Source organism: Pseudomonas sp. P42, from assembly GCF_017973755.1.
Classification (GTDB): domain Bacteria; phylum Pseudomonadota; class Gammaproteobacteria; order Pseudomonadales; family Pseudomonadaceae; genus Aquipseudomonas; species Aquipseudomonas iridis.
In genome coordinates this window covers 1-25,016 of sequence record NZ_JACOPU010000006.1, presented here as the reverse complement: position 1 = coordinate 25,016, position 25,016 = coordinate 1, and the positions used below count along the sequence as shown (strand labels likewise).

General features: G+C 55.8%; 23 protein-coding genes. 12 read left to right on the top strand and 11 right to left on the bottom strand.

Going from position 1 to position 25,016, the window contains the following annotated elements; genetic code table 11:
• Positions 1–94: 94 nt before the first annotated feature.
• The 5 genes from H8B20_RS19600 to H8B20_RS19580 form a co-directional block, all read right to left on the bottom strand.
• Positions 95–1,069 carry a 5-oxoprolinase subunit C family protein gene (locus H8B20_RS19600; RefSeq protein ID WP_210624260.1) on the bottom strand — a complete coding sequence of 325 codons (975 nt, stop codon included), beginning with the start codon at positions 1,067–1,069 and terminating at the stop codon, positions 95–97.
• Positions 1,066–1,938 (bottom strand): 5-oxoprolinase subunit B family protein, encoded by an 873-nt coding sequence (locus H8B20_RS19595; protein ID WP_210624259.1) that lies wholly within the window; start codon positions 1,936–1,938, stop codon positions 1,066–1,068. The genes H8B20_RS19600 and H8B20_RS19595 overlap by 4 nt, the downstream gene beginning before the upstream one ends.
• The gene (locus H8B20_RS19590; RefSeq protein WP_210624258.1) at positions 1,935–3,308 is read right to left on the bottom strand and encodes an acetyl-CoA carboxylase biotin carboxylase subunit; all 1,374 of its coding nucleotides are present in this window, start codon (positions 3,306–3,308) and stop codon (positions 1,935–1,937) included. The genes H8B20_RS19595 and H8B20_RS19590 overlap by 4 nt, the downstream gene beginning before the upstream one ends.
• 10 nt (positions 3,309–3,318) lie before the next feature.
• On the bottom strand, positions 3,319–3,564 hold the full coding sequence (locus H8B20_RS19585) for an acetyl-CoA carboxylase (protein ID WP_210624257.1): 246 nt from the start codon (positions 3,562–3,564) through the stop codon (positions 3,319–3,321).
• A gap of 94 nt (positions 3,565–3,658) precedes the next feature.
• Entirely contained in the window at positions 3,659–4,417 is a 759-nt protein-coding gene (locus tag H8B20_RS19580; protein ID WP_210624256.1) for a 5-oxoprolinase subunit PxpA, read from the bottom strand.
• 142 nt (positions 4,418–4,559) lie between these two features.
• On the opposite strand from H8B20_RS19580, the gene H8B20_RS19575 reads away from it, so the two are divergent.
• Positions 4,560–5,477: a LysR family transcriptional regulator gene (locus H8B20_RS19575; protein WP_042558952.1), complete on the top strand. Its 918-nt coding sequence runs from the start codon at positions 4,560–4,562 to the stop codon at positions 5,475–5,477.
• Between the two features lie 401 nt (positions 5,478–5,878).
• Positions 5,879–6,952, top strand: coding sequence for an NAD(P)/FAD-dependent oxidoreductase (locus H8B20_RS19570; RefSeq protein ID WP_210624255.1), 1,074 nt, complete (start codon positions 5,879–5,881; stop codon positions 6,950–6,952).
• Between the two features lie 71 nt (positions 6,953–7,023).
• Here the strand turns inward: H8B20_RS19570 and H8B20_RS19565 are convergent, their stop codons facing one another.
• Together H8B20_RS19565 and H8B20_RS19560 are read right to left on the bottom strand one after the other, a co-directional pair.
• Positions 7,024–8,184 carry an IS30 family transposase gene (locus H8B20_RS19565; protein ID WP_210624254.1) on the bottom strand — a complete coding sequence of 387 codons (1,161 nt, stop codon included), beginning with the start codon at positions 8,182–8,184 and terminating at the stop codon, positions 7,024–7,026.
• Between the two features lie 166 nt (positions 8,185–8,350).
• Positions 8,351–8,938, bottom strand: a complete 588-nt coding sequence (locus H8B20_RS19560) for a TetR/AcrR family transcriptional regulator (RefSeq protein ID WP_210624253.1) — start codon at positions 8,936–8,938, stop codon at positions 8,351–8,353.
• Between the two features lie 149 nt (positions 8,939–9,087).
• On the opposite strand from H8B20_RS19560, the gene H8B20_RS19555 reads away from it, so the two are divergent.
• The 5 genes from H8B20_RS19555 (at position 9,088) to yidD (ending at position 13,892) form a co-directional block, all read left to right on the top strand.
• Complete coding sequence (locus H8B20_RS19555) at positions 9,088–10,188, top strand: alkene reductase (protein WP_210624252.1); 1,101 nt, start codon at positions 9,088–9,090, stop codon at positions 10,186–10,188.
• A gap of 39 nt (positions 10,189–10,227) precedes the next feature.
• Positions 10,228–11,016: an SDR family NAD(P)-dependent oxidoreductase gene (locus H8B20_RS19550; protein WP_210624251.1), complete on the top strand. Its 789-nt coding sequence runs from the start codon at positions 10,228–10,230 to the stop codon at positions 11,014–11,016.
• A gap of 82 nt (positions 11,017–11,098) precedes the next feature.
• On the top strand, positions 11,099–11,968 hold the full coding sequence (locus H8B20_RS19545; RefSeq protein ID WP_210624250.1) for an alpha/beta fold hydrolase: 870 nt from the start codon (positions 11,099–11,101) through the stop codon (positions 11,966–11,968).
• Between the two features lie 46 nt (positions 11,969–12,014).
• A complete protein-coding gene (locus H8B20_RS19540; protein WP_210624249.1) occupies positions 12,015–13,013 on the top strand; it encodes an NADP-dependent oxidoreductase in 999 nt (332 codons plus the stop codon).
• 600 nt (positions 13,014–13,613) lie between these two features.
• Complete coding sequence (gene yidD, locus H8B20_RS19535; RefSeq protein ID WP_342345714.1) at positions 13,614–13,892, top strand: membrane protein insertion efficiency factor YidD; 279 nt, start codon at positions 13,614–13,616, stop codon at positions 13,890–13,892.
• Positions 13,893–14,082: 190 nt separating this feature from the next.
• Here yidD and H8B20_RS19530 read toward each other — a convergent pair whose 3' ends face one another.
• Positions 14,083–15,069 (bottom strand): TerC family protein, encoded by a 987-nt coding sequence (locus H8B20_RS19530; RefSeq protein WP_210624247.1) that lies wholly within the window; start codon positions 15,067–15,069, stop codon positions 14,083–14,085.
• Positions 15,070–15,587: 518 nt separating this feature from the next.
• Between H8B20_RS19530 and H8B20_RS19525 the strand changes: the two genes are divergently transcribed.
• Positions 15,588–15,752 (top strand): hypothetical protein, encoded by a 165-nt coding sequence (locus tag H8B20_RS19525; protein WP_210624246.1) that lies wholly within the window; start codon positions 15,588–15,590, stop codon positions 15,750–15,752.
• A 253-nt stretch (positions 15,753–16,005) separates the two neighbouring features.
• On the opposite strand, the gene H8B20_RS19520 is transcribed toward H8B20_RS19525, so the two are convergent.
• Positions 16,006–17,133 carry a GGDEF domain-containing protein gene (locus H8B20_RS19520; protein WP_210624245.1) on the bottom strand — a complete coding sequence of 376 codons (1,128 nt, stop codon included), beginning with the start codon at positions 17,131–17,133 and terminating at the stop codon, positions 16,006–16,008.
• A gap of 285 nt (positions 17,134–17,418) precedes the next feature.
• Between H8B20_RS19520 and H8B20_RS19515 the strand changes: the two genes are divergently transcribed.
• From H8B20_RS19515 to H8B20_RS19505, 3 genes are all read left to right on the top strand, one after another.
• Positions 17,419–17,799 (top strand): DUF2946 family protein, encoded by a 381-nt coding sequence (locus H8B20_RS19515; RefSeq protein WP_228732716.1) that lies wholly within the window; start codon positions 17,419–17,421, stop codon positions 17,797–17,799.
• A gap of 168 nt (positions 17,800–17,967) precedes the next feature.
• Positions 17,968–19,986, top strand: a complete 2,019-nt coding sequence (locus tag H8B20_RS19510; protein ID WP_210624617.1) for a TonB-dependent receptor — start codon at positions 17,968–17,970, stop codon at positions 19,984–19,986.
• A gap of 422 nt (positions 19,987–20,408) precedes the next feature.
• Positions 20,409–22,187 carry a sensor domain-containing phosphodiesterase gene (locus tag H8B20_RS19505; RefSeq protein ID WP_210624243.1) on the top strand — a complete coding sequence of 593 codons (1,779 nt, stop codon included), beginning with the start codon at positions 20,409–20,411 and terminating at the stop codon, positions 22,185–22,187.
• Between the two features lie 555 nt (positions 22,188–22,742).
• Here H8B20_RS19505 and H8B20_RS19500 read toward each other — a convergent pair.
• On the bottom strand, positions 22,743–23,342 hold the full coding sequence (locus tag H8B20_RS19500; RefSeq protein ID WP_210624242.1) for a terminase small subunit: 600 nt from the start codon (positions 23,340–23,342) through the stop codon (positions 22,743–22,745).
• A gap of 239 nt (positions 23,343–23,581) precedes the next feature.
• Between H8B20_RS19500 and H8B20_RS19495 the strand changes: the two genes are divergently transcribed.
• On the top strand, positions 23,582–24,562 hold the full coding sequence (locus H8B20_RS19495) for a lysozyme inhibitor LprI family protein (protein WP_210624241.1): 981 nt from the start codon (positions 23,582–23,584) through the stop codon (positions 24,560–24,562).
• Positions 24,563–24,778: 216 nt separating this feature from the next.
• Here H8B20_RS19495 and H8B20_RS19490 read toward each other — a convergent pair.
• Positions 24,779–25,016: phage holin family protein (locus tag H8B20_RS19490; protein ID WP_210624240.1), on the bottom strand; the 238-nt coding region annotated here is incomplete at its 5' end.

Genomic DNA, 25,016 nt, shown 5'->3' with positions numbered 1-25,016 from the left:
CCAGTCAAAGGTTGAAGCGCGGGCAGCCGTCACCGCACCGAAGCGCGGCGTTGGCTTACCGTTTGGCATGGCCCGCGCGATGCGGCGGGCAGAATCAGGAAGGGAACAGCTTGTTCAGGCAGCTGAGTTTTTTCTTATAGGAACGTCGCGCTTGCAACGCCTCTTCGAGGGTCACCGCGACAAAGCGGGCCTTCTGGTTGGGTTGCATCTGGCCAATCAGGTCGAGGTCGGCGCTGATCACCGTGCCGATCATCGCGTAGCCGCCGCCGGACACCGCATCGCGGTGCAGAACAATCGGCTCAAGCCCCGCCGGCACTTGGATCGAACCGATCGGGTAGCAACTGTCGACGATGTTGGACGGATCGGACCCGGCACCGAACGGCTGCTCTCGTGGCTGAAAGCTCAGCGCGCTGCCGCCCTTGAAGCGATAGCCAATACGGTCTGCTTCCGAGCCGACCGTCCATGGTTCGGCGAAAAAGCTCTGTGCCGCAGACTCGCTCAAGCGCTCGTAGTACAGGCCCGGCACCACCCGCAGGGTGATTTCGCCGCCCAGCGATTGGCGCAACGCCATGGGCAGACTGGCACCGGCGCGGCCCTTACCGCTGGCGGCGCCTACCGGCAATTCGTCGCCTGCGACCAGTCGGCGCCCCTGAAAACCGCCGAGCGCACCGAGCGCGTAGGTCGAGCGACTGCCGAGCACCACCGGCACATCAATGCCACCCGCCACCGCCAGATAAGCCCGAGCGCCGGCCTTGGGAAAATCGAAACGTAGCACCTGGCCGGCCTTCACCTCAAAGGCGGTGTCGTGGTGCATTTCCACACCCTCGACCCGCGGTGTCATGTGCGCACCGCAGACCGCCACCAAGGCGTCCTGCTGAAATTCAAGCTCCGGGCCCAGCAATGTGCATTCCAGCGCGGCAGAACCCGCCGGGTTGCCGACCAGTTGATTGGCCGCACTCAGGGCGTATTGATCGAGCGCACCTGAAGGCGGAATACCCAAGTGGTAATACCCTTCGCGGCCCAGATCCTGTACCGAGGTCGCCAGACCGGGTTTGAGTACCTTGATCATGCCAGCACCTCCTGCAGCGACTTGGGATAACCAATCGGATCGGCGACAAACGCATCCAGCGAAAACTCCACCGGGCGAATTCGTAGATCAAAGCGTCCGGCGTCCACTTCGGTCACAGCATGGTCGTAGGCCTCACGATCGATCGGCTTGAACTGCACGATGTCGCCCGGACGGAAAAACACCATGTGTTCCTTGAGGTAGGCGAGGTTCTGTTGCGGGTCGTAGATCGGTGCCGGCGTGACGCCAAACATCTGATAGCCGCCGGCACCGCGCACCGAATAAATGCAACCGAAGCAGCCGCCATGCCCGAGGGTCAATTTCGGTGTATCGGTGCGTGGTCGCAGGTACTTCGGCACCTGCAACTGGCGCTCACGTTCAACCATCTGAAACATGAACGGCAGCCCGGCGACGAAGCCGACCATCGACACAAACCACGGTGCACCGCTGTGGGCGGCGATGAACGCATCGACGTCCGCCAGACCGTTAATGCGCGCGGCGTATTCCAGGTCTGTGGCGCTGGGGTCCTGATGGCGGTCGCGAAAACGCATCAGGGTTTCGTGGGTCCACGGGTCGTTGTACAGCACCGGAATCTCGATGATCCGCGTATGAAGAGTGCGCTCGGCAACCGCTTGGGCTTCGGCGCCCTTCACCGCCTCGAGCAAGGTGTGCGGCGCAATACGATCCGGATCAAAACGGATCTGAAACGAAGCATTGGCCAGACACACATCCAGCACGCCATCCAGCGCCAGCCGTTCCACCGCTCGGGTGACGGCCAGGCCCTTGAAGAACGCATCGAGGGACATGCTGTCGCTGACTTCGGCAAACAGATGCTCGTCGGCGCCGAAGCTGTAACGTATCGGTGTGCTCATGCTTCACCTCCACTGCGGCGCTCGGCCAGCCAGGTTTCCAGGGTGCCGGTGTGGAAGTCAGCGCTATGCAGCCACGGTTGTTCCAGCAATTCGCCGTGCAGCGTCAAGGTACTGGCCATGCCGGTCAATGTGGTTTGCTCTACCGCCGCCCTCGCCCGACGTAAGGCTTCGGCGCGATCAGCACCGTGCACGATCAGCTTAGCCAGCAGCGAGTCGTAGTAAGGCGGCACGCGGTAGCCTTGATACAGATGAGTGTCGACGCGAATGCCTTCGCCCTGCGGCCAGATCAGTTCTTCAACCAGCCCGGGACTGGGGAAAAAATCCCGCTCCGGGTCTTCGGCGTTCAGGCGCATCTGCAGCGCGGCACCGTTGAGTTGAATGTCACTCTGCTTAAAGCCCAGCGGCTCGCCGCCGGCAATGCGCAACATGGCTTGAACCAGATCGATGCCAGTGACCAGTTCGCTGACCGGATGCTCCACCTGGATCCGCGTATTCATCTCGATAAAGAAGAACTCGCCGGTGGCGTCGTCATACAGATACTCAAGGGTGCCGGCGCCTTTGTAGCCTAGGGCTTGGGTCAGGCGCACGGCGCTGGCACAAAGAGTTTCGCGTTGCTGCTGACTGAGAACCGGCGACGGCGCTTCTTCGAAGATTTTCTGCCGGCGACGCTGCAGTGAGCACTCGCGTTCAAACAGATGCACAGCGTGCTGACCGTCGCCCAGCACCTGCACTTCAATGTGCCGCGCTCTGCCGATAAACCGTTCCAGATAAACCGCGCCATTGCCAAACGCCGCCTGGGCTTCGCGCTGCGAACGAGGAAATTCTTCGCGCAGTTGCTCGACGTTTTCCGCCAGACGAATACCACGCCCGCCGCCACCGGCCGAGGCCTTGATCAACAGCGGGAAACCAACGGTTTCGGAAGCCTTGAGTGCCGATTCGACGTCGAACAGTTCACCCGGCGAACCCGGCACCACCGGCACCCCCGCCGCTTGCGCGGTGCGTCGGGCTTCGGCTTTATCGCCCATTCGGCGGATCGTCTCTGCGCTCGGCCCGACAAAAATCGCCCCGGTCGCCACAACAGCTTCGGCAAAATCAGCGTTCTCCGAAAGAAAGCCGTAACCCGGGTGAACCGCATCGGCACCCGTGGCCTTCAAGGCGCCAAGCAACGCTTCGACATTCAGGTAACTTTTATCGGCGCGGGCCGGGCCGAGGATGTGAACCTCATCGGCCATGCGCGCTGCCTGTGAATCGACGTCCGCCTCGCTGCACGCGGCAACAGTGGGGATCCCCAATTCCTTGGCGGCGCGAATAATCCGCACCGCGATCTCGCCACGGTTGGCGATCAGTAATTTATGAATACCTTGGGTCATGATCGCGTCCTCACTCGTTTTCGAGTGTTGCGATGACTTGACCCGGCTCCACCGGATCACCGTCTTCTACCAGGAATGCGCTGAGGCGACCGGCCGTCCCGGCGGTCAGTTCGGAAAACTGCTTCATGACCTCAATCAGGCCAATCACCGTGTCGGCGCTGACCTGCGCACCCACCTCAACGTAGTTCGCCGAATCCGGTGTGGCTTTGCGGTAGAAGGTCCCCGGCAACGGAGTGATTACAGTGTGTTCGGCCATGTCTGTTCCTTTTGGAATAGTTGTAGAAAGGCAGGCAAAAAGTGCAGCGTTGAGCTAACCCTGGCGTCTGTGTGCCAAGTGTTTTCGCAAGAGTTCAGCGTGGTGCGCGCACCTTGATCCCGGCGTTATCGAGTGCTTTGCGTGTGGCCTCGACCAGCGCTAGTGCACCCGGGGTGTCACTGTGCAAACAGATCGAATCGAACTCTATCGCCAGGTCTTCACCCTCGACCGTACGCACCACGCCTTGCTGACAGGCGCGCAATACCCGCGCGGCGACCTGCTCCGGGTCGTAGGCGCGCACGTTGCGGGTGAAGACGATGGAGCCGCTGAGGTCGTATTCGCGGTCGGCGTAGAACTCGCGGATCACCGGTTGGCCAAGTTCTGTGGCGACTCGCCAGATCACCGAATCTGGCATGCAATACAGCAACAACTTAGGTTCCAGGCGTTGCAGGTTTTTCACCAGCAGACGCGCAGCCTCCTCGTCACGGGCCAGGTGCATATAGAGCGCACCGTGCGGTTTGATGTGTTGCAGGGCCACGCCCTGAACCCGAGCCAGTTCACGCAGGGCGCCCAACTGGTAAAGCATGTCGTCGACCAGTTCCTGGGCCGGCGCGTTGATGTGCCGACGGCCGAAACCGACCAGATCACGAAACCCCGGATGCGCGCCGACCGCCACGCCCAGACGCTTGGCCTGTTCGACGGTGCGGCGCATGGTGCAGGGGTCTCCGGCATGAAAACCGGTGGCGACGTTGGCCGAGCTGATGAAACCCATCAGTTCATTGTCGACGCCATCGCCGATGGTCCATGGGCCGAATCCTTCACCCATGTCCGAGTTGAAATCTACTGCTTGCATGACGCTTGCTCCTGACGCTTGTGACTTCATGCAGTGCAAGTTAAATTTCCGCCACCCCCTTGGGAAGATCTATTAACAGATAGGCCATCTTCTGAAAAACAGATAGCCTCAAAAAACAGCGTCTTCATCGACCGGAGTGTTCATGTCACTTACCTTGCGCCAAGTGCGCTATTTCGTTGCCACGGCCGAGATCGGACAGATCTCCCAGGCCGCGATTCACTTGAATATTTCGCAGTCGGCGGTGACCACGGCGATTAAGGAACTGGAGGGCATACTCGGCACGCTGCTGTTCCAGCGCTCAGCACAGGGCATGAGCCTGACCGATGCCGGGCGGCACTTTCTGAACCGGGCCTATGTGATTTTGCGCAGCGTTGATGACGCTCTGAACAGTCCGTTGCCGGACATCCGAGCCAGCGGCGTGTTGCGCCTGGCGGCGAGCTACACCGTGTTCGGTTACTTCCTGCCGCACCATTTGCAGCGACTGGAGCACTGGCATCCCGACGTGACCATCGAAGTGCACGAACAGGAACGGCAAGCCATCGAACAAGGCCTGCTCGAAGGCCGGTTCGACATGGCCGTGGTGCTCACCGCCAACCTCACACACCCGGACATCGTCTCCGAAACACTCTTCAACTCCGAACGCCGGTTATGGCTGCCCAGCCACCACCCATTGTGCGAACGTTCTGCAGTCAGCCTTGCCGATGTGGCGAAGGAGCCTTTCATTCTGCTGACCGTCGACGAGGCCGAACAAAGCGCCATGCGTTATTGGGAAAACGCGCGCCAGCAGCCGAACGTGCGAGTGCGCACAAGTTCGGTAGAAGCGGTACGCAGCATGGTCGCCAATGGCAGCGGCGTGGCGATCCTTTCGGACTTGGTGCACCGCCCCTGGTCGCTGGAAGGCAAACGCATCGAAACCCTGACAATCACCGACAAGGTCACTCCAATGAGCGTCGGCCTCGCGTGGCACCGTGAACAGGAGTTCAGCCCGGCGATGCACGCGTTTCGCAATTATTTCCACGATGCATTTTTAGCGCCGCAACAGCTGTCTGCGAGACGCTGAAAAAAGCCAAAAGTCCCTCCCTCTTTTTGTTGTTTTCTAGGATGAGCGTTTTGACTCATTTGCGTACTGTTGTGACGCAAACATTTTTGCCGTTTGCTGTCATTCACGAACGACCGCTATCGGCCGATTGTGTTGAAAAAGTCGGTTTTCCCATAACACTCGAATATTGATTGATAAAAACACCTCTGTTGCCCGCTGCTACGTGAAATCCGAGTAATGAACCTTCTGCCAAAAATTCAGATTTCAATTTCAGGCGCGTACTTTTCTGACGTGGAATCCGAAGCCGACTTTTTCAACAGAATCGGCCAGAAGCAGACGCTTAAAAGCTGCACGATCAGGTTCTCATGTAATGAAATCATCCAGCTGTCGTACCATCGGCACATCAACAAAAGGAGGTTGATATGGGAGATGGTCAGGGCAAACGAGTCGTTGTCATTGGTGCAGGCATTGTTGGCGCGTCATTGGCGTATCACTTGGCAGGTAAAGGCTCGAATGTCACTTTGGTAGAAGCTGAAGATATAGCTTCGGGAGTGACTGGCAGCTCATTCGCTTGGCTCAATGCCTCACACCCCGAACCCGACCCAATTGCGCAACTGCGCGGTTCTGCCATCAAGGAGTACCGTCGACTCGAAACGCAGCTGCCAGGTCTGGAGATAAGATGGACAGGCGCCTTGTCTTACAGCGTGATGGCGATTAAAGCGCTGCCAACCTCAGGTCACCAAGCTTCGGCAAACCTGGTGTCTCGATCGCAGATTCTCGACTTGGAACCAAATCTCAAGAACCCTCCCCAGTCTGCTATGTATGCGGCTGAAGAAGGAGCGCTGGACGCAGTGGCAGCTACGCATGCGTTGATCGCAGGTGCCCAGGCATATGGGGCAAAGACTCTCACTCAGACGCGAGTACTCGGTTTTGTAACCCAGAGTGCAACGGTGACTGGAGTCGAAACAACAACAGGCATCCTCGATGCCGATATTGTCGTACTGGCAGCCGGGACAGGCATCACGAAGCTGGCAGACATGCTTGGAGTGTCCCTGCCAATAGAGGCATCTCCTGCCATTTTCATCCGTTACAAGTCACAACCCAACCTCGTGCACACCCTCATCTCCAGCCCTGAAATGGAAGTGAGGCAAAGTTCGGATGGTACGTTGCTGGCAGCAGAGGATTACCTGGACGACGCGATGGAAAATCAGCCGGCAGCGATAGCGCTTCGAACTGCCAAGACGATCCAGAACGAACTCCATGGTGTTGTTTCTATAGATCCGGAACGGGCTTGTGTCGGACTCAGGCCCATGCCTGCAGATGGCATCCCCATCATTGGTTATCTACCCAAAGTGGGTGGCGTCTACGTTTGTGCAATGCATCCTGGAATTACTTTGGCGGCGACAGTAGGACGAATGGCCAGCGAGGAGATCATCGATGACAAGGTGTCCAGTGCGCTTTGCCCATGCAGGCCCGATCGATTTTTGCAAGCGTAGGGGGGACCCTCTTGTAAGGCAGCAATCGGCCAGAAACGGACATTCCCATGCGACCGCATACGGCTGTGGATTCAACCGGTGGACGCAACAGATTGGCTAAATCGTTCAGCGGGCGTTTCGTAGTTTAGTGTTTTTCGAGGGCGGTTATTTAGCTGCCTTGCTACTTCATTGAGTGTGGCTTGCGAGTGATCTGCAAGGTCAGTCCCTTTCGGGAAGTACTGCCTTAACAACCCGTTGGTGTTCTCATTCGATCCCCGTTGCCAAGGACGATGAGGATCGCAGAAGTAGACCTTTATGTCGGTAGCCACCGTAAAGCGCTTATGGTCAGCCATCTCTTTGCCACGATCCCACGTCAGCGATTTGTAGAGTTCTTGGGTTAAGTCGCGGGCGTTTTCGATCAGGGCGCTGATGACCGTCTCGCTATCCTTACCGACCAACTTCACCAGCATTACGTAGCGGGTATGACGCTCTACAAGAGTGGCAATTTGGCTGTTTCTGCTACCGCACAGCAGGTCACCCTCCCAGTGACCTGGCACCGCTCGATCCTTAACCGTGGCCGGGCGTTCACGGATCGATACCGCGTCTGTGATGCGACCGTGATTTTCTTTCTTCTGAGTGTGATGGCGCGAGCGACGCATGGCTCGCGTCCGCCGTAAATGCTCGAGCAACTCCTTCTTCAGAGCCCCGCGAGCCTGTATGAAGAGGGTGCGATAGATCGTCTCGTGTGACACCTGATAGCTCGTATCGTCCGGGTAGGATCGCTTCAGCCAGCCGGCAATTTGTTCCGGTGACCACTGCAATTGAAGCTTGTCTGCAACAATTTGCGCCACCGCTCGGTTCTCAACAAGCTTGCAGACCTTAGGCCGATGCGCGCGATCCCAAGCAGCCTGATCAGCTTGATTAGCCCGGTAGCATCCTTGACCACCGTTGCGTCTGATCTCACGGCTAACGGTCGAGGCTGCTCGCCCTAGCAGTGCAGCTATGGAGCGGACCGAGTTACCTGCAACCACCGCACGCGAAATCTCTTCGCGCTCAGCCAACGTCAGCGCCAATCTGGACCTGCGCCGTACAGCGGGTCTGATACCCCCTGTTTCCGCCAAGATGCGCTGTATCGATGAGTGGTTTCGATCAAATAATTGGGCGATCTGCTGGAGAGAGTCGCCTTTCTGCCAGTGATCCCACATCAGTTTTTTCTGGCTGTCGGTGTAATAAATCCGAGGTCTCTGCTTCATCTGCAACACTCCTTCTGCTTACACAGAATTTAGTCATGTTGCGTCCACCGGTTGAATCCACAGCCAAAAGCCGTCATTCGCGCACATGGTTTTGGTCAAAATGCCCATCTGCTCCGAGAATCAACATCGCAATTCTACGGAAACTGGACGTTCAATGAATGCCTCTCTACACCGTTTTCACGTCATCGACCGGCACTGAAGCAACCATTTCTGCCCGGCACACCTCAAGAATTTCATCAGCAAGTGCGGAATCATCCGGGCAAGCACGCGACAGGATAATAGCGCCGACGGCCCGCGACAGCAGGTCGATCATCTTCTTGCGCCCCTCACCCGCCTCGGCCTCCGGCCCTGTCGGGTACTTCTCGCCCAAGGTTTGCAGGGTGTGCTCAATGCCTTGGGCAAATGTCGCTTTCACCTCATCTGACTGGCGCGCCGCGTCGCCGCCCAACGCGGCCATGGTGCAACCGTCACCACGTCCGTCGCGATGCTCTCTGTTCACGTAGACGTTGATGAAGCCCGGGACATCCAGTGCCTGAGCGCCGGTCAGCGATTTGGCCAGACTGCACGCCGAGGCTTCGGCCATTAGGTCAGCCTTCGACCCGAAGTGTTTGTAGAACCCGCCATGGGTAAAACCGGCGGCCGCCATGAGATCGGCCACGCCGACGCCGTCAAAGCCGCGCTCACGGAACAGCTCTGAGGCCGTTTCAACGATGTGCTCTCGATTGGCCTGTGCCTGTGCCTTGGTCACTCTCACGTGCAATACCTCATGTTTACCAGGAAATCATGCGCCTAATCATACATAGATGCTGTTCATAATCAAAACCGTTGACAGTTTAGATTTCGATCATCATCCTAATTGCTCGCACCATCGATCTTCATCAACGGCAACGGAAGAAACATCAGATGACCGAGCAAACCCTGTTCTCCCCCTACCCGCTGGGCAATCTAACGCTGTCGAACCGCGTCGTTCTCGCGCCGCTGACACGCAACCGCGCCGGCCAAGGTTTGGTCCCCAGCGAATTCGCGGCGACCTATTACAGCCAGCGCGCCAGCGCCGGTTTGTTGATCAGCGAAGCCACGCAAATCTCCCGACAGGGCCAGGGTTATCAGGACACCCCGGGGATCTACACGCAGGCGCAGATCAACGGCTGGCGCGCCGTGACCGAAGCTGTGCGTGCCAAGGGCGGAAAAATCTTCCTGCAGCTATGGCATGTCGGCCGCGTCTCGCACGTCGACCTGCAAGAAAACGGCGCCGCCCCAGTGGCCCCTTCTGCGCTGCGCGCCGCCACCAAAGTGTTCGTCAACAACCGCTTCGAAGACGTCTCCGAGCCGCGCGCACTGGACATCAGCGAACTGCCGGGCATCGTCAACGACTTCCGTCAGGCGGCAGCCAACGCGATCGCCGCTGGCTTCGATGGCGTGGAAATTCACGGTGCCAACGGCTACCTGCTCGATCAATTCCTCAAGGACAACGCCAATCTGCGTACCGATGCTTACGGCGGTTCGATTGAAAATCGTGCGCGTCTGTTGCTCGAAGTGACGGCGGCTGTAGTCAGTGAGATCGGTGCAGATCGAACCGGTGTGCGCCTGTCGCCGGTGTCGCCGGCCAATGGCGTATCCAGCAGTGATCCGCAGGCGCAATTCGATTACCTCGTCGAGCAACTCGACGCCCTCGATGTGGTTTATCTGCATGTGGTCGAAGGCGCGACCGGCGGCCCGCGTGACGTGGCGCCCTTCGATTTCGCCGCCCTGCGCCAGCGCTTCAAAAACACCTACATCGCCAACAACGGCTATGACCTCGATCTGGCCAATTCGCGGCTCGCTGAAGACCAGGCCGACCTGATCGCCTTCGGTCGCCCGTTCATTGGCAATCCGGACCTGGTGGAACGCCTGAAACGTGGCGCGCCGTTGTCCGCGTTCAATCCCGACACCCTCTATGGCGGCGGCGCGGCGGGCTACATCGACTACCCGACACTGGCTGAATCGAGCGTCAGCTCAAGCTGAGCGCATTCTGTTTCTCACCTCCTCAAAGAGAGATACCCCATGAGCACTCGCCCTACTGTTCTGATCACTGGCGCCTCCACCGGCATTGGCGCCGTCTACGCCGAACGCTTTGCGCAACGCGGCCACGATCTGGTGCTAGTCGCCCGCGATCAGGCGCGCCTGGACGCACTAGCCGCACGCTTGCGCAGTGACCATGAGGTCGCCGTCGATGTGATCCCGGCAGACCTGACTCAATCCGGCGATTTGACCGTCGTTGAAAACCGTCTGCGCGACGACGCCCGCATCGGCATCCTCGTCAATAACGCCGGTGCCGCGCTGTCCGGCCATTTCGTCGAGCAAAGCACCGACAAAGTGGCGCAACTGGTCGCCCTCAACACCACCGCGCTGGTGCGGCTCGCCAGCGCCGTCGCTCCACGTCTGGTCAAGGCCGGTGACGGTGCGATCATCAACATAGGTTCGGTGGTAGGCCTCGCGCCGGAATTCGGCATGACGGTCTACGGCGCGACCAAGGCCTTTGTGCTGTTCCTGTCCCAGGGTTTGAGTCTGGAATTGTCGCCTCAGGGCGTATACGTGCAGGCGGTGCTGCCGGCCGCCACTCGCACGGAGATCTGGGATCGCTCCGGAATCGACATCAACACCTTGAACGAAATCATGGAAGTGGGTGATCTGGTGGATGCCGCGCTGGTCGGCTTCGATCGGCGCGAGCCTGTGACCATCCCACCGCTGCAAGAAGCTGAGCGTTGGGATGACCTGCAGGGCGCACGTCTGGGTCTGATCGGGCAAATCCGTCAGTCCGCGGTTGCTCAGCGTTACCAGACTCCAGAGTGATCTTCAGGTAGCGAGCATGTGCGGCGGATTCGCTGCAGGCGCAAGGCGCTGCACCTAATCCGTCCTGCAATCCGGAGTAGTCATGAATTCAGCACAAACAAATCCGCCTTCAGGTTCGCCGACGTCGTTCATCCACGCGGCGAACCAGTCGATTACCGTAAACGGTATTCCATTCGCCTACCGCAATATTGGCCCCGCTACCGGTGTGCCCCTCGTACTGTTCAACCATTGGTGGGCGGTGCTGGACAACTTCGACCCCGCGATCATCGATGGCCTGGCGCAAACCCGACGCGTCATTACCACCGACTATCGCGGCATCGGCGGCTCGGGTGGAACCGCGCCACTGACCGTCGGCGAGATGGCTGACGATGCCATCCAGTTGATCCGCGCGCTGGGGCTGGACACCGTTGATTTGCTCGGCTTCTCCCTCGGCGGTTTCGTCGCTCAGGACATCGCTCTGAAGGCGCCTGAACTGGTGCGGCGATTGATTCTGACCGGCACCGGGCCAGCCGGCGGCATCGATATCGACAAGGTTGGCCCGGTGTCGTGGCCATTGATCCTCAAAGGCCTGCTGACCCTGCGCGATCCGAAGTTCTATCTGTTCTTCACGTCTACGGCCAACGGCCGTCGATCTGCCTCGCAGTATTTGCAGCGCCTGCAAGCTCGCAAAAACAATCGCGACCAAGGCCCGACGCCCCGCGCTTTCCTGCGCCAGTTAAAAGCGATCACTGCGTGGGGCAAACAGCCGCCGCAAGACCTTGGGCGCTTGCAGTCACCGACGCTGGTCGTCAACGGCGACACCGACATCATGGTGCCCAGCGTCAATTCGTCTGACCTGGCCAAGCGAATCCCCAACGCAGAACTGGTGATTTATCAGGATGCCGGTCACGGCGGGATTTTCCAGCACCACGTTGATTTTGTGGCCAAGGCGCAGGCGTTCCTCGATGCCTGACCACGCCCCGGCTACCCTTCCTACAACAGACAAGAGCCCCACCTCGATGAAAGCCTTTCTGATTGATCGCTATGGCAAGCAACCCGGACGCCTCGGCGAAACTCCAGCCCCTGAAGTGGGGGCGCGCGACGTCTTGATCGAGGTCCATGCCAGCAGTGTCAACGTGCTGGACTCGAAGATAAGCACAGGCGAATTCAAGCTGATCCTGCCCTACTCGTTCCCGCTGATTTTGGGCAACGATCTGGCAGGCGTGGTGACTGAGGTTGGCTCGCTAGTGACACGCTTCAAACCGGGAGACGAGGTGTACGCTCGCCCGCCGGAAGCACGGATCGGCACGTTCGCCGAAAGGATTGCCGTGGACGAGAACGCGATCGCCCTCAAACCGGCCAATACCAGCATGGCGCAAGCCGCGTCCCTGCCCTTGGTGGCACTGACGGCCTGGCAAGTGCTGATCCACACCGCCCGCCTGCAACAGGGCCAGAAAGTGTTGATCCATGCTGGCTCCGGCGGCGTCGGCAACGTTGCCATCCAGCTTGCCAAACACCTGGGTGCCTTTGTTGCCACAACCACCAGCACCGCGAATGTCGAATGGGTCAAGGCGCTGGGGGCTGACGTGGTCATCGACTACAAAAAGCAGAATTTCGAAGATGTCTTGCACGGCTACGACGTGGTGTTGAACAGCCTTGGCACCGATGTCCTGAAAAAGTCACTCAAGGTCCTCAAGCCCGGCGGTCAGCTGATTTCCATCTCAGGGCCGCCCACTGCGCTATTCGCACAGGAGCAAGGATTATCCTGGCCATTGCGGCAGGTAATGCGTCTGCTGAGCCTCGGCATTCGGCGCAAGACACGTAAGCAGGGCATTAGGTACACGTTCGTGTTCATGCGCGCCAACGGCGCCCAACTGCACCAAATCAGCGCGCTGGTTGAGGACGGCATCATCAATCCGGTGATTGATCGCACGTTTCCCTTTGAATCAACGGCAGAGGCGCTGAAATACGTCGAAGAGGGACGAGCCAAAGGCAAGGTCGTGGTTACGATCAAATGACTACCCGCCCATCGATGACTACCGAAGTGCCCGAGCAACTTTTAGCGCACCAGCACTCCTCATCCGGGCTGAGCGAGTTGACTGCAATTGAGTTGCCAAAACAGGTACTGCAGCAAACAGACCTCTCACCTGTTGCACCAACAGTGATCCTATGGCGCAGTTTAATGCTTGAGCAGTAGACAGGTTTGGCTAGCTCCGAATATCGCTAACGCCAGTGCGCTATCTGAGATGGGAAAGTATCGGGTGAATGATTCTGGCCGAAAGCTGCCTTCCACGCTTAGCAGCCGATGCCCGGAAGGAGCCCTGGCAAGAGCTTGCTTTTCTGGCCGATCCGGAAGCGTGCGATTCGGTTGTTCATCCGGTTCAGAACCAGATATAAAGCGAATGCGCTTTGTATTCAGGGGAGTACAAGCATTCATAAGGTGATCAGGGATGTACATCTACAAAATGGTTCAAGTACCGCCCAACATTGAAGTTCGTGCGAAGGAGCACCGGGGGGATCGAGGCCGCTGTTTATCTACAAAATGTGGTCAACACTCATGCTGAGGATGGGTGGGAGTTCTATCGGATTGACACGATTGGCGTTTCAGTCAAACCGGGATGCTTCGACGCGTTAATAGGGAAGAAAAACGTGCTAAACCACTATTACGTGATTTCTTTACGCAAGCCCCGATGATCAAGTTTTGCGCCGTCTCAGCAATACGCTGCTATCAGCGAGTTGCTCCCTCTCGATTGCGAGATGTTTGCCGATTTGAGCCTTCCTGTTCAAACTATGCGATACAAGCCATCGAAAAGTATGGTGTTCTAACCGGCTGCAGCAAGGCTGTGGTCCGCATCTGCAGGTGTCGGTACCCGAACGGCGGAAAAGATTTTCCCTGAATAAGTCTGCTAGCGGGCCCCAACACCTTAACTGTTCAGCTGTGCTTGCCATGATCCTGACGGGATGCTTTTGATTTCGGGGCCCGGGCGATATCAGCTTTGAGCATAAGTGGTATAGATTTTCCAAACTCTGCCCTTGCGCCAAGTTTAATAATTTAGTTTGACGGCTGACATCTGTCGGTATCTAGACCTACGGGCTAGCGGAGTTTTTGTTGCGGGTTTTCCAAAGCGATAGCAACACACCGCCGAGCAGCAAAGCCACCGTTACGCTCAGAGAAAAGACTGCAGGAATCTTGCCGACAATGCCGACCATGAAGATCTTGCCGCCGATAAACACCAGCACTAGCGCCAAGGCGTACTTAAGATAGGCGAAACGGTGAATCATCGCAGCCAGAGCGAAATACAGCGCACGTAGGCCTAGGATGGCGAAAATGTTAGAGGTGTAGACGATGAAAGGATCTTGGGTGATTGCAAAGATCGCCGGCACGCTGTCCACAGCGAATACCAGGTCGGCACACTCGATAAGCACCAATGCCAGAAACAACGGCGTCGCCCAGACCACAGACTTGCCACTGGCATCGGTCTGGCGAACGAAGAAGTGTCCTTCATGCAAGCGATCGGTCACCCGCATGTGTTTGCGCAGGAACTTCACCAGCAGGTTCTCGCTAAGGTCCGGGTGGGCATCGATCTTGCTGAACAGCATCTTTACCCCGGTCAAAAGCAAGAAGATGCCGAACACGTAGAGTATCCAACTGAACTCGGCTATCAGCGCTGCACCCAGGCCAATCATGATAGCGCGCAGCACTATTACACCGAGAATGCCCCAGAAAAGCACCTCGTGCTGATACTTACGCGGAATTGAGAGAAAGCTGAAGATCATCGCCATCAGGAAAACGTTATCCATCGACAACGATTTCTCGATTAGAAAGCCGGTGTAAAAATCCATCCCGGCATTACCGCCCTTGACCTGCCAGACCCATAGGCCGAACAGCAAGCCAGCCGTGATATAGCCAGCAGACAGCAGCAGGCTTTCACGAACGCCGATTTCTCGATGCTCACGATGAAGTACCCCAAGATCGAAAATCAACAGGAACAAGACGATGCTGACAAAAACGAGCCACAACCAAGTGGCGGTGCCGAGAAACTCGGCAAAAAAGAACGGTTCTAGGGCAGTCATGAGCCCCTCCTCTAATGTCGAAGTTGTAGAAACTGCAACTCCGACATGGCAGCGTTTCGCTGTCAGAGGGGCCCGGCGTTGTGATAAAAAATTTAGAGAGGAGCGTGTAGTTTCTCAACCACTCAACAGTTGCAAGTTATTTCTATCCAAAAGGCCGCATATCGGTTGATCGACGTACCACCCGTGATCAAGCTCATCCCCGTGCGCTCACACGGTAGCAGCGTGACTGGCGCCATTAACGCTAGCATTGTGTAGTACCCGCCCCCGTCGCCGAGATGGTGGTTACCGTCCGGCATCGATAATCAGATGCTCCGCCAATTTTTCAAGCGTGCCATTGACGGTGGCAAAACTACAAATCTAGAAGATGATGAAGAGAACCTTCAAGGGCCACAGGCTTTGCAGGCAGTCATCTTCATGATGCCTATGCAGCCGTCGGAGGTCCTATTGCCGGCTATCGTTCCAACCTATGCGGCTTGCGCTTGGTCGCTCGCGCGTCACTGTTATTCTCCGCCATAGCCATGGCGTTTCTACCCTTCTCGGACTTCCATGCACCCGGCATCGTGGTGCCTGCGTTGCTGGCCTTGCTGGGTCTGACCCTCAGCGTCCGCCTGACGGCATCTTCTATTGTCATCATGGGCTCGGTGGAGCCCAGTAAAGGCGCGGCGGCAGGTGCGCGGCTATGAGCTAGGAACCGGATTAGGTATCACTTTTTTTGACGTATCCATGTCCACGCCTAGGCAACGTCGTATTCATCATGCTTAGCAGCTACAAGTGAGGGAAATAGCTAGAAAACCGGTTGGTGATAACCGAAGTTGAATGAATCCCATGATGTGATTCCAGCAGAAATTTTGCCGAATTCGGCCTTTCACTAAAGAATAAAAACGGCCAAAAGCGGCCACTGAGCGGGCTTACGATGAAATTCAAAGATTTGAGCAATTATTCAGCGACAGCCACTTGATTGCGTCCATAGGACTTTGCTTTGTATAACGCCCTGTCAGCATTGTTCATCAAGGTGTAAAGGCTTTCATCGGTGTAATCCAATGATGCTAGGCCAAGGCTGGCCGTTATTCGTTCGGCCGGCTCTGCTTCCAATCTGGCGATGGCCTGGATCAGTTCTTGCGCAATGCTCAAGGCGACATCAAGTTTGGTGTGAGGCAGCAAAATAGCGAACTCCTCCCCTCCCAGTCTGCCATGAACGTCGGTTTCACGAACTGACGCGGTGATGACCGCCCCCACCTGGCGCAGCACCTGATCTCCAACCTGGTGACCGTACGAGTCGTTGATATGCTTGAAGTGGTCCATGTCGAGCATTACGGCGCAAAGCGCGGAGCCTTGACTTTTGCATTCACGAAAAAGCTGGTGTGCATCATCGAAGAACGCCCGTCGATTCTTCAGGCCGGTCAGTTCATCAGTTCGAGCCGCTCTGACAGAAAGCCTGTTTTCCCGTTCCAGCTCTCGGGCCAAGCGAAACGCTGTTTCCAGAGCCTCTGACATTTTGCGTGTGGCGCTGGCCACGAACGATGCGAAAACGAAAACAGCGAGGGCCATGCCAACCTGAAAGGTTGAGGACTGAAACAACAGCCACGTCGAACACGGCATTAAAACCAGCCCGATCGAGACCATCGTCATGTTCCTGTAGGCCGTGTAACACGACACGGCACTTACAGACATCCCGACCGTAAAGAGCATGACCATCGCCTGAGCCAACAGATCCTCGGCCGGTATCACCGCGAGCGCACCTGCTCCCCAAACTCCTGCCGATAACACAAGCGTGCACCAGTATCTTCGCTCCCAACGCTTTGGTGTGCGCTCACTGATGGGGCTACGAAAATAGCCGATGAACATCAAAATACGTAGCAACGTGGACGCCGTCAGCAAGGCGATCCACCCGGCCACCACAGCGTGGTCAAATCGATCCCAGCACAGCCAGCAAAGAATGACGGCTGCCATATAACTACCGAAAACAGCAGCACCGGATTGCCGAAATAGCAGCTGCAAGCGTTCGATTCGAACTTGTCCGGCTATTTCCGAGCCCTGATCACTGCCAAGCTCAAAATCATCCATTTAAACCGCCTGAGCATGTTGAATCGATAGGTCGAAATATGGCATCTCGCCATCATCGAGACAACCAAGAACCGGGAAATCTTTAATTTTTCAGAACGACATTCTCAGCGGAAGATTCCGTACGAGACACTCAGTAAAGGGAGAGAATCAAGCCTCATCTTCGTCCGCTTTATTCTCCCCCGAACGCTCCTAACCTGTGGCGAAATGGCACACCAATGTGACTTTAAATTATTCCGTGATTTGCGGCTTAATGCGCACCTCTTCGCCGACCTGGCTCATGCTTCCTTGAAACGTATTACTTCCCTGTCCATTTGTCTGGCACTGCTGCTGAATATGTTGGCGTTGTCGTTGAGCCAGACAACGCAGATGCCGGACACGCAGCTAATGCTGTGGGGTGGGTTCTGTTCGGCAGGCACCTCTAAAGTATTACCGGCAGATTTCAAAAAACTGATCGACCCGTTCAATCCTGCTCCATCCAACAAACTGATGCTGCATGGGGATTGCTGTTGTCAGCACGTTGGCTTAACAGCTCTGCCATCGAACTTCTACAGACACTTTCTTCCGCGCTACATACCTGACCAGCTATTTGAAAACCCAGAGCTGCCAACACTGCATCCCAGGGTCCGCTGGCCAAGCTTGAGCCCTCGTGCCTCTCCCTTCGCCTGATCGTCAATAGCGTCGAGCTCGACGCTGTCTTCAACTTTACTGTCAGCGTCTCCGCTGTAGCCGCTGAACGCCTTGAAGTCTCTTGGTTATCAGGAAGTGCGCGTTATGCCCGCTCCGTTTACTTTGCTGCACGTAAAGCAATTATTTGTGTCTCGTTCCCTCGCCCCGATGCTGTCGCTCGGCATGTTTGCCATGACCCCTTTATCTTTAGTGTTGGCGGACACCGCAAAAACCGAATCCTCCACGCTGACATTGGGCACCGTGAACGTTCAGGGCACCGCCAGCGGGCCATTGAGCACCATCAGTGTGCTCAGTTCCGTGGACATTCTCGGTGGCGATATCCTTGAAAAAATGCCGGTCAACTACAGCTGGGAACTGTTTAGCCGCGCCCCGGGCGTGATGCTAACGGAGTTCAACCAGGGCACGACCTCAGGGAAAATCTCCTTCCGTGGCTTTAACGGCGAAGGCGAAGTGAATGCCGTCAAACTGTTGATCGACGGGATTCCGAGCAACAGCAACGACGGCAACATGCCGTTCATGGACATGATTTTCCCCATGGAGCTGGATAGCATTGAGGTTGTCCGAGGTACCAGTGATGCGCGCTACGGTCTGAATAACATTGCCGGCAACGTCAACATGCTGACCCGTACCGGCGGTGACTACACTAAGGCACGGATTCGTTACGGCAGTTTTAACACCCAAGAGACCCAACTCGCCAAGGGCATCGAAAGCAGTAACTGGACGCAAAATTACTTTTTTGCTTACCAGAAATCCGATGGCTACCGCGATCACGCCGACACCGACAAGTTTTCTATGTCTGGGAAGTGGTTTTACACGCCGGGCGATGACAGCTATCGCATTGGCTTGATTGCCCGGCACTATGAAACCGAGGCGCAGGAGCCGGGTTACCTGACCGAGGACGATGCCCGTCATCATCCGACCATGACGAACAGCTACAACGCGACGGACAAAGGCACGCGGCGGATGAATCAGGTCAGCCTGCATTTCGATACTGACCTGGCCGACACGCTCGCCTGGTCGGCGAAAACTTACGTCAACACCTTCGACGATCGACGTTGGACCCAGTATTGGCGCACCAGCGCCCAGCAAGAGCGCGACAGTTATGAAACACAGTACGGTGCCCTCACCTCGCTGACTTGGCGCCCGGAAGTCAACTGGCTATACGACTTCGCTCTGGAAGGTGGTGCTGACATGCAGCAGCAAAACAACAAGAGCGAACGCTACAAAACCAGCAACAGGGTGCGCCTGGCGCAAACCCGTGATCAGCAGTTCGACTTCGATACTTACGGTGCTTACATGCAGGCTGAAATCAAGCCATTCGAATCCTTGAAGATTGTCCCGGCGTATCGGGTCGACAAGATTCAGGGCGATTTCACCAATGAAATGACCGGACGGGATTACAACATCAACGATTACGGGCTGATCAAGCAACCCAAACTCAGCGTGGTCTACTCCCCTTGGGACGTCGCCAGCTTCTATGCGAACTGGGGCAGAACTTTCCAGGTGGGTACAGGCGCGGCGGCATACAAGATTCCGCCGAGAGACTCGGATCTCGCGCCATCCATCAATGAAGGCTGGGAAACCGGGATCAAATTCACCCCCGCCGACTGGATCGATGGCCGTGTCGCCTATTGGCAGCAAGAGGCGTCGGGTGAAGTCAGTCGTCGCCTCAACGACCCAAGCGGCGAATCGGACAACGTCGGTGAAACACGGCGCTGGGGCTACGACTTACAAATGAACCTGTCCCCTGACGATCGCACCAATATCTGGATGGCCTACTCTTGGCAATACTCGAAAATTCTTCAGCCGAGTGCGACATTGCCCAATAGCAAAGGGCAGGAAATCGACCACATTCCACATCACCTCTACAACGCGGGTATCAGGTATGCCACTACGCCTGCCTTGCAGTTGACGGCATGGATGAACGGCCAGACCAACTACTACCTAGAGCGGGAAAACACAAAGGGGACTTACGGTGGTTACGTGTTGATGAACCTGGGTGCCACGTACAAGGTAAGCGAGTCAGTCAGCGTCGATCTTCAATTAAAGAACCTCACCAACCGCTATTATGAATACGTCTGGTATGACCCGGACGGTGCACAGGCTTCTTTGCACTCACCGGGTGACGGACGCGCGCTCTGTACCGGCGTGACACTGGATTTCTAAAGTAAATGTTCGCCGGGGCTCATGGGCCCCGGCCATTCAATACAAACCTACCGATGAGTCATGTGACCAGAGGCGTTACCGATGCCTGCACATTTTCCCAAAAAACTAGCCGCCGCGTTGCTGGTATCGCTTCATACTGCCACATCAGTATTGGCACATGCCCAGCTGAAGTCTGAAACCTAGACTGCCGATAGAACGGTTGCGTCGCCGCGGGAGTTACGTCTGGTTTTCTCGGAGGGTGTTGAGGTGTGCATGGACTGCAGCGCTGAGGATTACAAGACCGTCATCACCTGGATGGCTCCCCAGATAGCCGCCGATGACCCAAGATTTCGTCTATAGACTTTATAGACTCGGAGGCAAATGACGTCCCATTAGTGATCTGATAACGTCTAAGCACAAGGCCGTGTTATACGAGGTTAATCATGGACGCAGACGCTCCTATCCCTGACTACGAAACTGAACGCCTAAGACGCGTTGCGGACCTTTGCCCGCAAAATGACCAAGATGACGAAGTGTTCGAAAAGATGATTTCAATGACATCGGAATACTTCAATGCCCCGATCGCATTGATTTCGATTGTTGACAAGCACGAACAATGGTTCAGGGCTCGGATTGGTCTGGAACAACGCGCAACACCACGGAACGTTTCGTTCTGCGCCCACACACTCCGCGACCGAGAACCTGTGGAGATCCTGGATGCGCATAATGACGATCGCTTCAAAGATAACCCTTTGGTAACCGGCTCCCCCTTCATTCGCTACTACGCTAGCGCTCCACTTCTCACAAGTGACGGGTTCTCTTTGGGCAGTCTGTGCGTAATTGACACTTCGCCAAGAGCACCAATGAGCGAGCGAGACGCAGGAATGCTCGTATATTTTGCTCAATTGGTCGTCATGCGGATTATGGGCTTACGCTCCCGCAACTATATCGACCAGCCTACTGGACTATTTAACCGGCTCCGACTCGAAGAAGATATTCGCCAAGCGAGCTCAAGCGGTGTACCACATAATCTATATGCGGTAGATGTTATCTCACCAAAGTTTCTGAATGATGTAGTTAAAGCACTTGGCTATAGCTTTTCACAATTGCTAATGCTTAATGTAAAGGCTCGACTCCTTTCTTTGTTACCAAAAAATTATCTTTTGTACAAAATCAGCCCTACTCGCTTTGGATTTCTTCTCAACGCTATCGAACCTGTTGAGGACCAGTGCTTAAGAATTCTTTCGAGCTTTGAAACGCCGGTTGAATGTCAAGGCATTCCGATACTGATGCAGACAGGCATAGGTGTTTTGGAAATTGCCGATGCAGAAGAAAGGGATTGGCTGCGCCTGGTAGTTGGTGCAGCTGATGACGCGAGAGCTCGGAACTTGGGATGGGCACTTTATCAGGCTGAGCTGGATGCAGCCCAGCAACGTGCGTTTGCGCTACTGAGTTCTCTGCCGGATGCAGTTCGATCTACCGAACAACTGAGCCTAGTGTTCCATCCAAAAGTCAATTTGCCCAACCTCACGTGTGGGAGTGTAGAAGCATTGATTCGATGGAATCATCCGACACTAGGCCCGATTAGTCCGGCAGAATTTATCCCTCTCGCCGTAAAAACTGCATTAATGCAGTCGATAACATTTTGGGTACTTGATGCAGTAGTAACCCAAACAAAAAACTGGAGGGCAAGAGGCATTGAGTTAAGAGTAGCCATGAACGTAACCGTCAGCGACCTTGAAAACTCGAAGTTTGTTGAAAAAATAATAGAACATATACAAAACGGCGATCTTTACCCAGAAAGCATTGAACTTGAATTCACTGAAAGCATGCTCATGTCAGACCCACAGTTAGTTATCAGACAACTTGAGCGAGTGCGCGGACTGGGAATTGAGATTTCCGTAGACGACTTTGGCACTGGCTATAGTAACTGGACCTACTTGCGGCAGCTTCCGATAAATACGGTAAAACTCGACCAGTCCCTGATTAGCAACATCAACACAAATGAAAAAGACAAACGATTAGTCAAGACGTTAATCGAGCTTGCCAAGGGCCTGGGGTATAGAGTTGTAGCAGAAGGAGTGGAGACCGAAAGCATCCTTGAGATCATTACTCGTTGGGGTTGTTCAGAGGCTCAAGGGTACCTGATCACCAAGCCTCTGAAGGCAGATTTGTTGGAGAAATGGCTGGAACAAGGTGGCTTCAACACCGACTCTAGATAAGTGGAATGATCAGGCGGGAAGCAGGCTTAGCTCCCGCCCTAGAAAAGCCTAGTCAGATAACACTCATCTCTCTTCGCTGCGACAACAATGAGCTATGCAGCAACGTTTAATTCAACCCCTCTGCATCAAGCAGTTTCTATGCAAAAGTCTGCGCTTCATTCACTTAGTCATCTAACGCCTGACGTGTGCATGAACCCCAGCAGTAGCGGGTCGACTCTGGATTGCCATCGTTGTCCAAAGTAGTTACGTCGTACCAGATAGCCGGGAGCACTTCGACGGAGCGCTTGCCCTCGATACCTGCCGCGCGCCACTCCGAAGCCTGCTCGGCAGATACAGCGATTGCAGTTCGGGAATGACCCCAATATTGGTTTGAACGCCAGCGTTGGTCATCTGTAGTTATCGGTTTAGTTCTGCCAATCGTTAGAGACAACAGATCACGACCGCCTGCTTATGGTGAAAATATTTCTGTTGGGAATATTATATCTTCTTCTGGCCGGTAGCAGACGAACTGATACACGCTACCAGCAGATTCAGCTCCCTGTGTGGTTCTCATTATCACTCGCTCAATACGACGCCGAAATCGTCGCTGGACACTTGAGCCGCTTCGTTGAGCCGTTGACGTAATGCAGCGGTCAGCTGACGTTCCACTTCCCATGGGTCAGACAGTGCGGCGAGTTGTGGCGCCAATTGCGGCGACAGGCTCATCAGCGAATGATTGAGCGCACGTGCCGTTTCGTAAGCGGCCTTTTGCACAAAGCTGATTTCCACCAGCTCTCCCTGCGCCTTGCGAAACTCCATTTCAGCCATCCGCGCTAGATAATGCTCGCGATGCGCTCGTGCCTTCTGAAAGTCTGGGGTCTGCCCTTGCGCAGGATCAGCGGGCGGCGGCGCAGCCATGTTAGTCGGTTCGGATTGGGCTGCGACGTGACTGTACACATCACGCTGAAGCCGATCCTGTTGGTGGCGAGCAGCGACGGCAGCCTTGCTTGGGTCGGCGGTATCACGGATCAACGCTTCAGTGGCCAGCACGTCTACCTGCTTGCCATTGGGAGACAGGACCAAGCGGCCGTTTTCCTTAAGCCAGGTGATGTAACTCGGCGACCGCCCGATGTGCGCGGCGAAGGCGCTTTTGGACAGGTACGTGGCTGCGGTCATAAGCCCTCCTTTTCAGCGGCTTTTCAACGAATCCTTTCAAGATTTCAGTGGATTGAAATTTCAGTAAGCTGGTGGGCCTCCCACTAACACGATCCCGCGGGTTTCCGACCCCGTGCAATTCCTAAAGTCTCAGGGTCCCCGCCGATTTTCTATCAATACGCCGGTAAGCACCCGCATGATGTTGCCCTCGTCTACCATGTGCCGAGAGCCGAATGGATTCTTTTCAGTGGAAACCAACCATGAGCAAAACCAGAGACATCATTCAAGAAATCGGGGAAATCCGTCAGAGAAGGCAATTTGGCTCCGCGATGATGGAGCTTCCGTTTCGCCTCATGACTCTTGAGCAAGCCTTTCAAAATCACAAGGATCTTGATGGAGAGCTTGTCAGGTACTTCCCCGTCGCTTTGATAGCTTGCGTGGAAGGCTATTTTCGGATGGTTATCAAAGATCTGATTGATTCAGGCGAACCATATCTAACCAATGCCGAAAAGCCGGCCTCATCGATCAGGCTAGACTTCTCAGTCCTGAGAGCGGTCCATGGGAAAGCAATTACCGTAGGCGAGCTGGTCGCTCATGGCGTTCAGATAAGTCGACTTGAACACATCAACGTCACGCTCTCTACCATTCTTGACACCAGTTTTTTGAAGGGGCTTGAGAACGTTGTTGATCGCTGGGCGCACGAAATCAAAGGCGAAGCAGTTGCACCAATCTTAGAAAATCCAAACGATGTTTTTGCAGACGTTGCCAGGACGTTCGAGCTGAGACATATCATTTGCCATGAAATCGCCTCAGCCTATGAGATCAAGCTCGAAGAAGTGGCGCGTTGCTTTGAAAGCTGCGTGGCCTTCTTAAGAGCTTCTGATGAGTTCATCTCAGAAACGCTTTATCCGGGAGCCCCACTAACTCAAACAGATATGAATATTGCCGCTGGTGAAGCATTAGGGGCAAAGCGCGCAGAGCTGGAGGAAACAGCCAAGAAGCTCATGGCACGCCTAGATGAAGCGGAGCTAAAAGCATTCAACGAGTCACAGGACAAGTGGCATCAATATTGCGACGCGTGGGCCGATTTCGTAGCGGGAGATCGCGCCGGTGGAGGAACAATATGGCCATTGATTTACGCCGGAGCAGCTCAGGCCACCGTAGATATGAGAATTCAGGAGGTCCGCAGCTTCAGGCGCTTAAGTGACAGTGCAGGAGATCTCGATAACCAGAACACATAGGAGCGCTTTTCCCAAGCCATTTTCAGGAGCTGCCGACATTGTCGAGATCCCCGGTATCTGTGGTGAGCTGAAACCACTCTACCCTAGCTCGCTTGGAAAGACGGACATCCCTGCAAAAGTTTCAGCTAGAGAGATCTCGCGAGTTCGATAACCCGTGTAGGGGGCGGCCCTCAGGGAGGACCCGTAAAAATCGGCGCCCTACCCGGCCTGCCCGGCTCATGCCTTCGGCTCGGCCTCGCTCAGGTCCAGCCGCTTGGCCACCCAGCGTTCGTACAAGCCGATGGCGACATCGGCGCCGGCCATCGCGGTCAGGCAACCCAAAGCGCTCGCTGTCCAGATCGACAGGCCCGCGCCGAACAGCAACATCATCGCTGACACGCCGCACACGATGCAGGCACCGGACCGAAGTGCGAGGCGCCGCAGTAACGCCCAGCCTCGCGCCCCATCCTTGTCA